This window comes from Micromonospora craterilacus (genome assembly GCF_003236315.1).
Classification (GTDB): domain Bacteria; phylum Actinomycetota; class Actinomycetes; order Mycobacteriales; family Micromonosporaceae; genus Micromonospora; species Micromonospora craterilacus.
Window position 1 is genome coordinate 1 of record NZ_POTY01000210.1, and the last position, 12914, is coordinate 12914.

A 12914-nucleotide genomic window follows, 5' to 3' on the forward strand; every position below is an offset into this window, starting at 1 on the left:
AGGGTGGGGCGTTTGGGGGCGAGGGTGTCGCCGGAGGAGCGGCCGGTGAGGCGGCGCTTGATCCACGGGGCCAGGTGCTGGCCGGCCCAGCGCAGGTCGGCGGTGCGGGCGGCCAGCCACGGGCTCGGCTTCGGGTTCGGCGGGACCAGCAGCCACTCCTCGTCGCAGCCGACGCCGAGCCCGGTGAGCACCTGGCCGGCGACCCGGCGGTGCCCGACCGGGGACAGGTGCAGCCGGTCGGTGCTCCACAGCATCGGGTTGAGGTACGTGTCGTCCGCGTACAGGTCGACCAGGATCGCGCCGTGCCGCTCGGCCGTCTCGCCAACGGCCCGGTTGAGCAGGGCGACCCGGGGCGCGATCAGCCGCTGCCCGGGCAGCCGCGCCATCACGTCGGCGAACCGGAACAGCACCACGTCGGCGCCGTCCCCGCGCAACCGGCCCACCACCTCGTCGAAGCGGTCGACCAATGTGTCCGGGTCGAAGGTACGGCGCAGCACGTCGTTACCCCCGGCGGCGAAGCTGACCAGGTCGGGCTTCATCGCCAGGGCGGCCGGCACCTGCTCGGCCACCACGTTCGGGAAGGTACGACCTCGGATGGCCAGGTTCGCGTACCGGAAATCGGGGCCGGCCTCGGCGGCGAGCCGGGTGGCGACCATATCCGCCCAGCCCCGGAAGCTGCCGTCCGGGTAGGCGTCGTCCAGGCCCTCGGTGAAGCTGTCCCCGACCGCGACGAAACTGCGCCAGCGCACTGCCCACTCCTTCGGAGTAAGGAAGGGCCCCTTTTTAACGCCTGCGGTAGTAGAGGGGCCCCTTCTTAACACCCGGCAGTGTGGCACCAAGCACGCTCACCGGTCTGCCCCGCAGGCGGGAACGTGTCAGAGATCATCCACACCGCGCGCGTAATGATCTCAATCCCGGCCGGACGGGTGGCGCGCTCCGGGTGGGCGGTAGTACCGCCGCGAGCACATCGCGAATAGTGTCCTGTAACACCAGTCCGCTCACCTGAAGGGTTCTGCTATGACTGTTGGTCGTCGATGGCTGTCTCGAACAGTCGCCGCCGCGCTGCTCCTTCTTACCGGCATGGCCACCCCCGCCAGTCCCGCCGCCGCAGTGGATACGGAGGCGAAGTTCGCGTTTGATCTGAGCGGTATGACGGTTTCGTTAGGAGTCCCGAAGAAGACGGTCCACCTGAGATTAAGCAATCTGACCGACGAGACCCCGACCGCGATCGAGTTCAGGGTCCACTCCTTCGGGCCGGAGTGGGACGAAAGAGCCACGGTCATATGGGCGGAGCGCGGTGCCTCCGGCGAGTGTGACGGCGACTCCGGAAGTTGGTACTGCCAGGCCAGTACGGACGTGCTTCCGCATTTGCTGCCGGCACCCGGCGGGACGGTGGATATCCCCATTGATGTTCACCTCCGCGGCCTGCAACAGCCGTTCGAAGGCAGGTTCGAGATCGAAGTGAGCATGGCCTGGGGTGATTACGAGAAGCGGATCACCGACAGGAAGTGGTTCACGCTCAAGGTGGTCGACGATGCCGAAGCCGACCTGTTGGTGGTGGCGCCGGACGTGAAGCAGGCGGTGCGCGTCGGCGCGGGCGGCAGGCTCGAACCTGCCGGAAAATTGCACCCGGGTACGACGGGCGCGGTGCGGTACCGGGTCGTGAACCAGGGTCGGAAGGCGGTCAGCGGCATCAACGTCACGCTGCGCCTGCCCGCCGGCGTGACCTTCACCAAGCCGCCGCGGGAGTGTGCAATCGACGACGACGGACGCTCGGCTGTCTGTGCCTACGATGCCCTCGCGCTCGTACCGGCCGATCAGGACACCGACCCGAAAGACAGCATTCACTCCGCTGTCGAGCTGCACAATCTGGTGACCGTGTCGGCCGACACCAAGGCACCCGTCACATTGGCAGGCGGGACTGTGCAGGTCGAGGGCTTGACCGAGCGGATCGACGCCCGATCCGGCCCGGAGCGGACCGAACTGCCGGCGAACGCCGTCGCCGTACCGGCAGCCGACGTGGATGCCAGCGACAACCAGGACGGGTTCGCCGTCGTGGTCGCCAAACGCGAAAGCGACAGTGGCGGGGACGACGGCGACGACGGCAGCGGTGGCGGGGGTAGCCTGCCGATCACCGGGCCGCAGATCGGGCTGATCGCCGGAGCCGGTCTCGCCATGGTGGCGGGTGGCGGCATCATGCTGCTCCTCGCCCGGCGCCGAAATCGACTGTCGCACGGATAGACACGGCCGGGGGCAACGGAGTCGTGGTCGATTCTGACCGTGCTCACCTTGCCGCCCCGCTTGGCGCACCTTCTCATCGGGTACGCCAAGCGGGGCTGACAACGGGCGAGGAGCCTACTTCTCCGGCATCGCCGAGGAGTGGTGGTTGACGATCAGCCACTTCCCGTCTCGCAGCTCGTAGACGAAGGTGTAGCGGGCCTCGACCTTCGACTCCACCCCGTCCTTGGTCAGCGTGAACACGTAGACGCCCGTGTCGATGGCAGCGGTCGGGCCAAGGATCTTGATCTTCGACTCCTTGATCGTGCCGGACGGCCGCGACTCAAGGAAGTGCGTGAAGTAGTCGATGATCCCGTCCCGGTCGGTACGGACCTTGTTCGACACCGTCGGGAGCAGGACCGCGTCCGGCGCGTACCGATCCGCCACCTTCTTCGGGTCGCGGGTGGCGAGCGCGTCGTTCCACTGCTTGAAGAGATCCTTGATCTGCTGCTCGGTCGGTGCCTCGGTCGGCTTCGGCGTCGCAGTTGGCGGGGCAGTCGGCGTCGCGGTCGGCGTGGCAGTTGGGTTCGTGGTCGCCGTCGGGGCGGTTGGCGCAACGGTTGTCTGCGACGGCACGACACCGGTCGGTGCGGCCTGTGGGGTGGTCGCCGCTGCGGCGCTGATGGCGCCGCCGACGACGAGGATGGCACCGAGGGCACCGATGACGATGCTCCTGTGCGTGCTGCGCATGCGTGGCTCCCGTCCACTCATTGATCGGTGGAGCCGAATATAGATCCTCGCCGGTCGACTAGTCGGCCGGTTCTGCTCGGGCGATCAGCCGCTTGTCCGTGGAGTCCCGACCTGCATCACCGCATCGGCGAACGCCTGCGGCGCCTCCTGCGGCAGGTTGTGCCCGATGCCGCCGCTGACCGTGCGGTGCTCGTACGGGCCGGCGAACTGCTTGGCGTAGACCTCCGGCGCCAGGTGCGGTGCCCCGTTCGCATCCCCTTCCAGGGTGATGGTGGGCACCGTGATCGTCGGCTTGGTGGCCAACTTCTCTTCCAGGTCGGCGTACTGCGGCTCGCCGTCGGCGAGGCCCAGCCGCCACCGGTAGTTGTGGATCACGATGTCGGCGTGATCCGGGTTGTCCAGCGCGGCGGCGCTGCGGTCGAAGGTGGCGTCGTCGAAGTCCCACTTCGGAGAGGCCGTCCGCCAGATCAGCCGGGCGAAGTCGTGGGTGTTCCTCGCATAGCCCTGTCGACCACGTTCCGTGGCGAAGTAGAACTGGTACCACCAGGCGTACTCGGCCTTCGGCGGCAGGGGTGCCTTGCCCGACTCCTGCCCGTCGATCAGATAGCCGCTCACCGAGACCAGTCCCCGGCAGCGCTCGGGCCAGAGCGCGGCCACCACGTCGGCCGTCCGCGCACCCCAGTCGAACCCGGCCAGTGTCGCCGTACCCACGTCCAGGGCGTCCAGGAATGCGACGGCGTCGACGCCCATCGCCGCCGGTTCGCCGTTGCGCACCGCCTCGGCAGACCGGAGCCGGGTCGTGCCGTGGCCCCGCAGGTACGGCACGAGCACCCGGTGGCCGGCCGCCGTCAGCAGCGGCACCACGTCGGCAAAGCTGTGGATGTCGTACGGCCAGCCGTGCAGGAGGAGCACGACGGGACCGTCCGCCGGGCCGGCATCGACGTACCCGACGTTGAGGACTCCGGCGTCGACCTGCTTCACCTCGTCGAACAAGCCACTACCCCCTACCCTCGATCTGCCGGCCGGCCGCCGGGGCGGGCCGCTCCGGCGGGTTTGACGACCGCTGGGGGCGTGCACCCGAGGGCGGCGCAGCAAACCTAGGGCTCCGAGACCGGCGCTGACGGCGGTTCAGGCAAGGACAAGGCGGCAGGTCTCCGCAGGGCTAGGATGCGTCATCCGGTGACGCCGACGATCTGCATGGCGGTCAGTTCGGTCGGCTCGCCGACCTCACCGACCGGCCGCCCGGCCTTGTCGATCAGCAGCAGCACGGTTCCGTGGCCGGAACGCACCCGGACCACCATCGACCCGTCGGCACGGAAGAACACCTGAAGTAGTTCCCGCCCGCCGAGCGGCAACGTGATCTCCTTGCCCGTCCGGCTGTCGATCAGCGCGTTGGCCCAGAGGTTCTGCCCAGGCAGGTCGCCCGGCCCTTTGCCCGGCCCGTCGTCGCCGGTGGCGAACCGCACCACGGCCAGTCGGGAACCGTCCGGCGATGCGCTCACCACCGCGAAGCACAACCAGGCCCCGAACCCCCCGTGATCGGGCACCTCCCGCAGTTTCCGGCCGGTCACGTCGTACAGCGTGATGGTGAAGTCACTCGTGTGCATCGCGATCGTCCCGCCATCGGCGGACCAGGCCGCGTAACAGCCACCCCGGTTGCGGTCGCCTGACCACCACCGGACCGTCTTCGTCGCGGTGTCCAACACTCCGTACCTGCCAGGCCCCACGTCCGGAAGGTTCTCCCAGAAGAGCAGTCGACGGCTGTCCGGGGACCAGGTCGGGGCGAGGCAGAGGTGATTCACCTGCGACACCATCCAGCTCTTGTCCGAGCCGTCCGCGTTGGCGACGACCAGTCCCCAGACCCCGTTGTCGTCCATTTCGACCCAGGCGATCCGACGCCCGTCCGGGGAGACGGTGGCGTTGGCGACCGCGGCGACTTCCGGGAGGGACAGCAGCCGGCTCGGTGCGACACCTGGTTGCCACGACCACAGGTCGGCCGGCACGGTCGTCTGCTGGTCGGTTTCGAGGACTGTCCGATCGGTCACGTCGAGCGGCCCGTAGACGATCCGCCCGAGTTGGCCGGCGCGCAGGGCCACCGCGGACGACGACAACACCGGCACGTTCGGCGTCACCGAGACCGGGGGCGAAGGGGTGTCGGCCGGCAGCGGCGCCGGGCCGTCCGGGTGGGGTCGGACCGCGACAGCGGCACCGGTGATCGCGCCGACCACCACCAGTACGGCGACCGAGGAGGCGAGCGCGCGCTGGATGCCGAGCCGCCGGGACATCCGCAGGCTCCGCTCCCGCAGGTCGACCATGGTCACCTCGTCGGCCAACTCGGCCAGGTCACGCCGGAGGCGTTCCTCGTTCATCGGGTTGCTCCTTCCGAGGCGTAGAGCTCGGCCAGCTCGGGCGCGACGGTGCGCAGCCGAGCCAGCGCCCTGGCGGTCTGGCTCTTGACGGTGCCGACGGTGACGCCGAGCAGTTCGGCAGTCTGCGCCTCGGTGCGGTCCTCGAAGAACCGCAGCACCAGCACGGCGCGCTGCTTGGCGGAGAGCTTCGCGAGCGCTGCCCGGAGGGTGAACCGGAGGGCGGTCTGCTGGGCGTGGTCGGGCACCGGATCGCCGCCGCGCGGCTCGGGCAGGACGCCCGGCATCGACTCGGGTACCCGGCGCCGCCGCCACCAGGAGACCTGTAGGTGGTACATCGTCTTGCGGGTGTAAGCCTCGGCGTTGCCGCTGTCATGCAGCCGGCTCCACGCACGGTGGGTCCGGGCCAACGCCGACTGGACCAGATCCTCGGCCAAGTGCTGGTCACCGGTCAGCAGGTAAGCCGAACGCAGCAACGCCGACGTACGGCTGCGGACGAACGAGTCGAACTCACTCACCAGGAAGTCCACAAAGGCCGATCCTCAGGCTGTTGGTGCGTGGTATCCGGACGCCCCTCCAGACGTCTTTCAGGGCGACGGTGGTTGCCGCCCTCGCCAGTTTTCCGGCAGTAGGAAGCGATCACCGTCCCAGGCGCGCCGGTGCCCGCATCATGCCTCCCACCCTCGCGTAGTTCTTGGTACGAAAGCGCCCCGCCGGGGGCAGTTTCGTACCAAGATCCGCTTTGACAGTCGTCGACTGGCGGCGTCGGCAAATGGGATCGCTGTGGGTGGCGTTCGGTCGTACGCTGCGGCAATGCTGCTGCGCATGTCGACCACGCTGCTCCGGACCCTGCGCGAGGACCCGGCGGACGCGGAGGTGCCGAGCCACCGGCTGCTGCTGCGCGCCGGGTACATCCGCCGCGCCGCGCCGGGCGGCTACACCTGGCTGCCGCTGGGAAGGATGGTGCTGGACCGGGTCACCGAGATCGTCCGGGCGGAGATGACCGCGATCGGTGACCAAGAGGTGCACTTCCCGGCGCTGCTGCCGGCGGAGCCGTACCGCACCAGCGGCCGGTGGACGGAGTACGGCGACGACATCTTCACCCTGGCGGACCGGCGGGGTGCCGAGCACCTGCTCGCGCCCACCCACGAGGAGTTGGCCGCGCTGCTGGTGAAGGACCTGTTCAGCTCGTACCGGGACTTCCCGGTGACGCTGTTCCAGGTGCAGACCAAGTTCCGCGACGAGGCCCGACCCCGGGCCGGGTTGCTGCGCGGGCGCGAGTTCCTGATGAAGGACGCTTACTCCTTCGACCTGGACGAGGCGGGCCTGCGTGCGGCGTACGACCGGCACCGGGACGCCTACCGCCGGATCTTCGACCGGCTGGGCCTGGACTACACGGTGGTGCACGCGATGTCGGGGGCGATGGGCGGCTCCGCATCGGAGGAGTTCCTGGCCGCCACGCCGGTCGGCGAGGACACCTACGTGGGCTGCACCGGCTGCGACTACGCCGCCAACACCGAGGCGGTCACCACGCCCGCCCCGCCGGCCGGCGACCCACAGGCACCGCCGGTCGCCGAGGTGCACGACACTCCGGAGACGCCGACCATCGCGAGCCTGGTCGCGCTGGCCAACGAGCGGCGGCTCGCCGGGCGGGACGACTGGACGGCCGCCGACACCCTGAAGAATGTGGTGCTGACCGTCCGCCGGCCGGGCGTCGAGGCGGCCGAACTGCTGGTCGTCGGAGTGCCCGGCGACCGGGAGGTGGACCTGAAGCGGCTGGCCGCCGCCCTGGCACCGGCCACCGTGGACGTCTTCGACGCCTGGGACGAGCATCCCGAGCTGGTCCGTGGGTACATCGGGCCGCAGGTGTTCGACAAGCTCGCCGTTCGCTACCTGGTCGATCCCCGGATCGTGCCGGGTACGGCCTGGCTGACCGGCGCGAACGAGTCGGGCCGGCACGCCACCAACGTGGTCTGCGGCCGGGACTTCACCCCCGACGGCACGGTCGAGGCCGCCGAGGTACGCCCCGGTGACCCTTGCCCGGCCTGCGCCACCGGCCGGCTGACCATGCGCCGGGGCATCGAGATCGGGCACATCTTCCAACTCGGCCGCCGCTACACCGACGCCTTCGCCGTCGACGTGCTCGGGCCGCAGGGCAAGCCGGTCCGCCCCACCATGGGCTGCTACGGCATCGGGGTGTCCCGGGCGGTGGCCGCGATCGCCGAACAGCACCACGACGAGCGGGGACTGGTCTGGCCGGAGTCGGTCGCGCCGTGTGACGTACACCTGGTCGCCGCCGGCAAGGGTCCGCAGCTGGACGCGGCGCTCGACCTCGGTGCGCGGCTGGCCGCCGCCGGCCTGCGGGTGCTGGTCGACGACCGCGCCGGTGTCTCCGCCGGGGTGAAGTTCACCGACGCCGAGCTGATCGGCATCCCGCGCACCGTCGTGGTCGGCCGCCGCCTGGCCGACGGATACGTCGAACTGCGCGACCGGGCGACCGGAGAACGCTCCGAGCTTCTTTTCGAAACGGTGGCGGAGCGTCTGCTGGGCACGGTAGGCAGGAACGTGGTGTAGCCGTCGCGTGACGGGGTACCGCACCCTGATCGGCAGTTTGTCTGGAGGCTCTGATGACCGACTACCGGGTCGTTGACGCGATGACCAGGCAGGTGATCTATCTGCCCGCGGAGACCACCCTCGAAGAGGCCGCCCGGGTGATGCGGGACGCCGACATCGGTGACGTGGTGGTCACCGACGGCGCCAACCTGGCCGGCATCCTGACCGACCGCGACATCGTGATCCGCGCGGTGGCGGAGAACTCCGACCCGACCGCCACCACCATCGGTTCGGTCATCACCCGCGAGGTGGTGATGATCGAGCAGTTCTGCACCGCCGGGGAGGCCGCGTCGCTGATGCGTGAGCGCGGCATCCGCCGGATCCTGGTCTGCGACAACGAGCGCAAGCTGGTCGGCATCGTCTCCCTCGGCGACCTGGCGATGCAGCTCGACCCCACCTCGGCCCTCAGCGAGATCAGCGAACAGTCGCCCACTGTGTGAGCCGGCGGCGCCGGTAGCCTGGCGGAATGCCCGAGATGCCGAGCAAGCTGGCCGAGATCGTCGGCGAGTTCGCCGCCGCCCCACGTGACGTGGTGCTGGAAATGCTCCTGGAGTACTCCGACGCCGTACCGCCGCTGCCGGCGGAGCAGACCGGGCACGAGGGCATGGAACAGGTGCCGGAGTGCCAGACGCCGTTCTTCCTCCGCGCCGAGGTCACCCCGCAGGGCACCGTACGCACGCTGTTCGACTGCCCACCGGAGGCGCCCACCACCCGGGCGTTCGCTGGCATCCTCGCCGAGGGGCTGGCCGGCGCCAGCCCGGAGCAGGTGCTCGCCGTACCCGACGACCTCTACCAGCGGATGGGCCTGGCACAGGCGATCAGCCCGCTGCGGGTACGTGGCGGCACCGCCATCCTCGCCCGACTCAAGCGGCAGGTCCGGGAACAGATCGGCTGACCAGCGGGTTGTTGCCGGTTATGGAGATCGACATCTACGCCGACGTGGTCTGCCCCTGGTGCTGGATCGGCCGGCGCCGGCTGGAGCAGGCCCTGGCGTCGTACGACGGCAAGGTGATCGTCCGGCACCGCCCCTTCCAGCTCGACCCGTCACCGGTGACCGAGCCGGTGCCGCTGCTCGACGCGCTGGCCGCGAAGTTCGGCGGGCCGGAGCGGGCTCAGCAGATGGCCGCCCAGGTCACCGAGGTCGGCGCGAGCGTCGGGCTGGACCTCCACTTCGAGCGGGCGATCGCGGCCAACACCTTCGACGCACACCGGCTGATCAACTGGGCCGGCGAGCGGGGTCGTGCTGACGAGACCGTCAACGCCCTGCACCGCGCCCACTTCAGTGACGGCGTCGACATCGGCTCCCGGGATGCGCTGTCGGCCGTCGCGGCCGGCGTCGGGCTGGACGGTGACGAGGCGCGGCGCTTCCTCGACTCCGACGAGGGGGTGGCCGAGCTGACCGCAGAACTGGCCGCCGCCCGGCAGCTCGGGGTGACCAGCGTGCCCACCTTCGTGCTCGCCGGGAAGTACGCGGTCAGCGGCGCCCAGGAACCGGCCACCCTGCTGGCCGCCCTCGCCGAGGTCGACCGTCGCGAGTCCACCGGCGACTGACCCGCCACCGAACGTCGGCCGGCTCATCGACGGCGCTGATGTTTCACGTGCAACCAGATCGACGCCGGTCGACGGTCAGGCCGACCGGGCCAGGTCCTCCACCACCAGCGCACCCGGCAGTGCGGCCAGCGCCGCCCCGGGAAGCGCGATCTTGCTGTGCCGTACGCCGGAACCGACGATCACGTGCGGCGTGGCGACCACCCGCGCGTCGACCAGGATCGGCCACTCCGGTGGCAGACCGATCGGGGTGATCCCGCCGTACTCCATGCCGGTCAGCTCGACCGCGTCGGCCATCGGCGCGAAGCTCGCCTTACGCACGTCCAGCGCCCGCCGGGCCACCCCGTTGACGTCAGCCCGGGTGGTGGCGAGCACCACGCAGGCCGCGTAGCGGACCACGCCTTCGCGTTTTCCGGCGACCACCACACAGTTGGCCGACTCCTCCAGCCCCACCTCGTACGCGGCACAGAACGCCGCGGTGTCGGCGAGGTCGGCGTCGATCGGCGCGACCAGCACCGAGTCGACGTCCACCGGGGCGTCGGCCGGCCACTGGGCCAGCGCGGCGGCCACCGGCGGGGCCAGCAGGTCGAGTCGGGTGCGGGCAGGCTCGGTCTTCAAAGTTCCCATCACGCATGCGATCGTCGCATCCGCGCTGGGCATGACCACCAGCAGTCGGCGCAGCGGGCCGGCAGCAGTCGGCCCAGCTGTGACGAGCGGGTCGCGGATCAGCCGTTGGAGAGGAAGCCGTGCTTCTGCAACATGGCCCGGTCCCGGGCCGCGGACATCTCCTCCACCCGCTCGGCCTGGACCCGGCGCATCTCGATGTCCTCCAAGGCGTGGCGGACGGCGAGCCGGATCACTCCGTAGAGGAAGACGAACCCGCAGACGTAGAGGATGACGGTGGCGACGATCGTGAGCATGGCCCGACGGTAGGGCGAACGTGAACGGGAGGGGGCGTCATCTTGCGGCCGTTCGCCCGTACGTGTCCGCCAGGAATTCGGCCAGGTGGGCCAGCATGGGCCGACCCTTTTCAGGCCGGCGCCGGACGCGGCTCAGGCACCACCCGACCCGCGAGCAACGCCCCGAGCAGCGCCAGTCCGGCGGCCACCACGAGCGTCCCCGCGTAGCTGCCCGGGCCGGGCGCGGCTCCGGCGGCGAGCACCGCGCCGGTCAACGCCAGCACGGTCGCCGCCGCGAGCGAATCGCACAGCTGCAACGACGAACTGTTGCGTCCCTGCTCGCCGGGGGCGGACAACTCCAGGGTCAGCACCGACAGCGACGGGTAGAGCAGCCCCATGCCGAGCCCGGCCGCCGCCCAGCCGAGCACGCCCACCCAGACCGGCACCGCCGGCGCGACCGAGACCCCCACCACCGCGGTACCGGCCGTGATGCAGGCGAGCCCGGCTCTCGGCAGGGTGGCCCGGGACCGGGGCGCACGAATCCGTCCCTGTAGCCACGAGCCGAGCGACCAGGCCACCGCGCCGGTGGTCAGCACCAGACCGGCCGCCGTGGGCGAGAACCCGCGCTCCCGGGACAGCATCAACGGGATCACCACCTCGGCACCGACGAAGGCGCCCGAGGCCAGGCCACGCAGCCCGACCACGGTGGGCAACCCCCGCCCGGCCCGCAGGAACCCGCCGGGCAGCAGGCGCGGGGCGCAGACCAGGAGACCGACCAGGCCCAGCCCGACCAGCGCCACGGCGGTGACGCCGCGCTGCTGGCCCCCGATGTGCAACAGTGCGGCGCTCACCCCCGCCCCGCAGGCCCAACCGATCCGAGCCAGCACGCCGGCCGGCCGGTGCACGCCCTGGGCCGCCGGCTGGACCGGGCCGACCGACCGCAGGCCCGGGTGGATCAGCAACACCGCCGGCACCGCCACCGCCGGCACCGCCAGGAAGACCCACCGCCAGCCGAAGTGCTCCACGGCCAGCCCGGCCAGCACCGGCCCGACCAGGGACGGGACGACCCAGGCGGCGGCGAACGCGGCGAAGATGCGGCGGTGCAGATGCTCCGGGTACGCCTGCGCGACGATGACGTACAGCGCGACCGACAGCAGGCCGGAGCCGAAACCCTGCACGATCCGACCGACCACGAGCGTGCCCATCGCGTTCGCGCCACCGGCGAGCAGTAACCCGGCGACGAAACCGGCGAGGCCGGACCACATGGGTGCGCGTGGGCCCCGGGCGTCGCACCAGATACCGGAGAGCACCATCGCCACCACGCCGGCGGCGAACGGGCCGCCGAAGGCGATCCCGTAGAGGGCCAGCCTGTCCAGGCTGCGGGCAACGGTCGGCATGGCGGTACCCACCGCGAGTGCCTCGAACGCCAGCAACGAGACCAGCGCCACGCTGCCCACCGTCATCGCCCGCAACCTGGGCGCGAGGAGAGCATCCACCCGGGTCGGGCCGGCCACCGGGACGGTGGCCGTCACCGAGCGCCCGCGTTACAGGTCGTGCGGCGCGGGCGGCGGCCGGGGACGGTCACCCCGGACCGGAGCGGGTCGATCAGCATGGCCCAAGCCTCTGACCTCAACCCACCTTGAGGTCAAGGGTGACGAGGCTTACCTCAGGCGGTCTCCAGCGCCTCGCCGACCCCCTTCGCCAGCCCGGACAGGTGCTGGTCGGCGAGGAGATGCCCGGCGGTGATCACCAGCGCCAGCGGCCACTCGATCACCTGAAGCGCCGCGAGCACCCCGATCCCCGCGTAGTAGGCGAGCTTGTCCGGCGGCGGCACGGCCACCTCGCCGAGCCCGGGTATCTCCATCCGGCGGGTGAACGCCCGCAGCGTCTCGTGCGTCCCACTGAGCTGTCTTGTCAGTGCACTCATGTCGGCCTCCCCCTGACGATGACGCCCAACATGGATTCCACCGCCGGCGCCGTCCATGCCCGCCCGGGCAGGAAACTTCCCTCGCCTGAGCGGGCATAAGGGACGTCCCGCCGGGAAGCCAGGCCGCCGGGCACGAACGGTAGGAGGCGAGATGCGGCACGGCAGGGGCAACGGGAAGCCGCTCGACCACCCGACCCGTCGTACCCGTCGATGACGTCCCTGGGCGGCCTCGTCCGCCGCCTCCGGCCGCCGATCGCCGTACCGCCGGTGATGGGCGACGCCTCCCGTACCGTCGGTGCGGCCGCCACCCGGCTGGCCCGCGTGGTCGGGCTGACCAGCCGGCGGGTGTGGTCCCGCCCGGGGCGGCACCACATCGAGGTGCACGGCGTCTGCCAGAACGGCGGGGACGTCCTGGCCCGCCAGGTCGAAGCGGCGCTGGAACGGATTCCGGGTGTGCTCTGGGCCCGGGTCAACGCCCCGTCCGGGCGGGTGGTCGTGGCGGTCGGCACGCCGGAACCGAAACTGCGCGACCTCATCGCCACCGTCGCCCGCACCGAACGCACCTGCCCGCACGAGCCGGACCCGGAGATCCCG

The 12914-nt window shown here is 70.9% G+C and carries 15 protein-coding genes; 6 read left to right on the forward strand and 9 right to left on the reverse strand.

Annotated features, from left to right (window positions below):
* A partial coding sequence (locus C1I95_RS25955; RefSeq protein ID WP_111217563.1) for an SGNH/GDSL hydrolase family protein occupies positions 1-749 on the reverse strand: 749 nt, incomplete at its 3' end.
* A 268-nt stretch (positions 750-1017) separates the two neighbouring features.
* Between C1I95_RS25955 and C1I95_RS34900 the strand changes: the two genes are divergently transcribed.
* Complete coding sequence (locus C1I95_RS34900; RefSeq protein ID WP_146605849.1) at positions 1018-2241, forward strand: hypothetical protein; 1224 nt, start codon at positions 1018-1020, stop codon at positions 2239-2241.
* Positions 2242-2355: 114 nt separating this feature from the next.
* On the opposite strand, the gene C1I95_RS25965 is transcribed toward C1I95_RS34900, so the two are convergent.
* The 4 genes from C1I95_RS25965 to C1I95_RS25980 all read right to left on the reverse strand — a co-directional run bounded on the left by C1I95_RS25965 (position 2356) and on the right by C1I95_RS25980 (position 5863).
* Positions 2356-2967: an SgcJ/EcaC family oxidoreductase gene (locus C1I95_RS25965; RefSeq protein WP_111217567.1), complete on the reverse strand. Its 612-nt coding sequence runs from the start codon at positions 2965-2967 to the stop codon at positions 2356-2358.
* An 84-nt stretch (positions 2968-3051) separates the two neighbouring features.
* Positions 3052-3960: an alpha/beta fold hydrolase gene (locus C1I95_RS25970; protein WP_233513891.1), complete on the reverse strand. Its 909-nt coding sequence runs from the start codon at positions 3958-3960 to the stop codon at positions 3052-3054.
* Between the two features lie 179 nt (positions 3961-4139).
* A complete protein-coding gene (locus tag C1I95_RS25975) occupies positions 4140-5336 on the reverse strand; it encodes a PD40 domain-containing protein (protein WP_111217571.1) in 1197 nt (398 codons plus the stop codon).
* Positions 5333-5863 (reverse strand): SigE family RNA polymerase sigma factor, encoded by a 531-nt coding sequence (locus C1I95_RS25980; RefSeq protein ID WP_111217573.1) that lies wholly within the window; start codon positions 5861-5863, stop codon positions 5333-5335. The genes C1I95_RS25975 and C1I95_RS25980 overlap by 4 nt, the downstream gene beginning before the upstream one ends.
* A 283-nt stretch (positions 5864-6146) precedes the next feature.
* On the opposite strand from C1I95_RS25980, the gene C1I95_RS25985 reads away from it, so the two are divergent.
* The 4 genes from C1I95_RS25985 to C1I95_RS26000 are packed head-to-tail and all read left to right on the forward strand — an operon-like array spanning position 6147 to position 9497.
* Positions 6147-7907 carry a proline--tRNA ligase gene (locus tag C1I95_RS25985; RefSeq protein WP_111217575.1) on the forward strand — a complete coding sequence of 587 codons (1761 nt, stop codon included), beginning with the start codon at positions 6147-6149 and terminating at the stop codon, positions 7905-7907.
* Between the two features lie 53 nt (positions 7908-7960).
* Complete coding sequence (locus C1I95_RS25990; RefSeq protein WP_111217577.1) at positions 7961-8386, forward strand: CBS domain-containing protein; 426 nt, start codon at positions 7961-7963, stop codon at positions 8384-8386.
* Between the two features lie 26 nt (positions 8387-8412).
* Positions 8413-8841 (forward strand): SufE family protein, encoded by a 429-nt coding sequence (locus C1I95_RS25995; protein ID WP_111217579.1) that lies wholly within the window; start codon positions 8413-8415, stop codon positions 8839-8841.
* Positions 8842-8861: 20 nt separating this feature from the next.
* Positions 8862-9497 carry a DsbA family oxidoreductase gene (locus C1I95_RS26000; protein WP_111217581.1) on the forward strand — a complete coding sequence of 212 codons (636 nt, stop codon included), beginning with the start codon at positions 8862-8864 and terminating at the stop codon, positions 9495-9497.
* A 75-nt stretch (positions 9498-9572) separates the two neighbouring features.
* On the opposite strand, the gene C1I95_RS26005 is transcribed toward C1I95_RS26000, so the two are convergent.
* The 4 genes from C1I95_RS26005 to C1I95_RS26020 all read right to left on the reverse strand — a co-directional run bounded on the left by C1I95_RS26005 (position 9573) and on the right by C1I95_RS26020 (position 12377).
* The gene (locus tag C1I95_RS26005) at positions 9573-10121 is read right to left on the reverse strand and encodes a YbaK/EbsC family protein (RefSeq protein WP_111217583.1); all 549 of its coding nucleotides are present in this window, start codon (positions 10119-10121) and stop codon (positions 9573-9575) included.
* 98 nt (positions 10122-10219) lie between these two features.
* A complete protein-coding gene (locus C1I95_RS26010) occupies positions 10220-10414 on the reverse strand; it encodes a hypothetical protein (protein ID WP_111217585.1) in 195 nt (64 codons plus the stop codon).
* 110 nt (positions 10415-10524) lie between these two features.
* Positions 10525-11925, reverse strand: a complete 1401-nt coding sequence (locus tag C1I95_RS26015) for an MFS transporter (RefSeq protein ID WP_233513892.1) — start codon at positions 11923-11925, stop codon at positions 10525-10527.
* A 134-nt stretch (positions 11926-12059) separates the two neighbouring features.
* Entirely contained in the window at positions 12060-12377 is a 318-nt protein-coding gene (locus tag C1I95_RS26020; RefSeq protein WP_111217587.1) for a hypothetical protein, read from the reverse strand.
* Between the two features lie 213 nt (positions 12378-12590).
* On the opposite strand from C1I95_RS26020, the gene C1I95_RS26025 reads away from it, so the two are divergent.
* A partial coding sequence (locus tag C1I95_RS26025) for a hypothetical protein (RefSeq protein ID WP_438941338.1) occupies positions 12591-12914 on the forward strand: 324 nt, incomplete at its 3' end.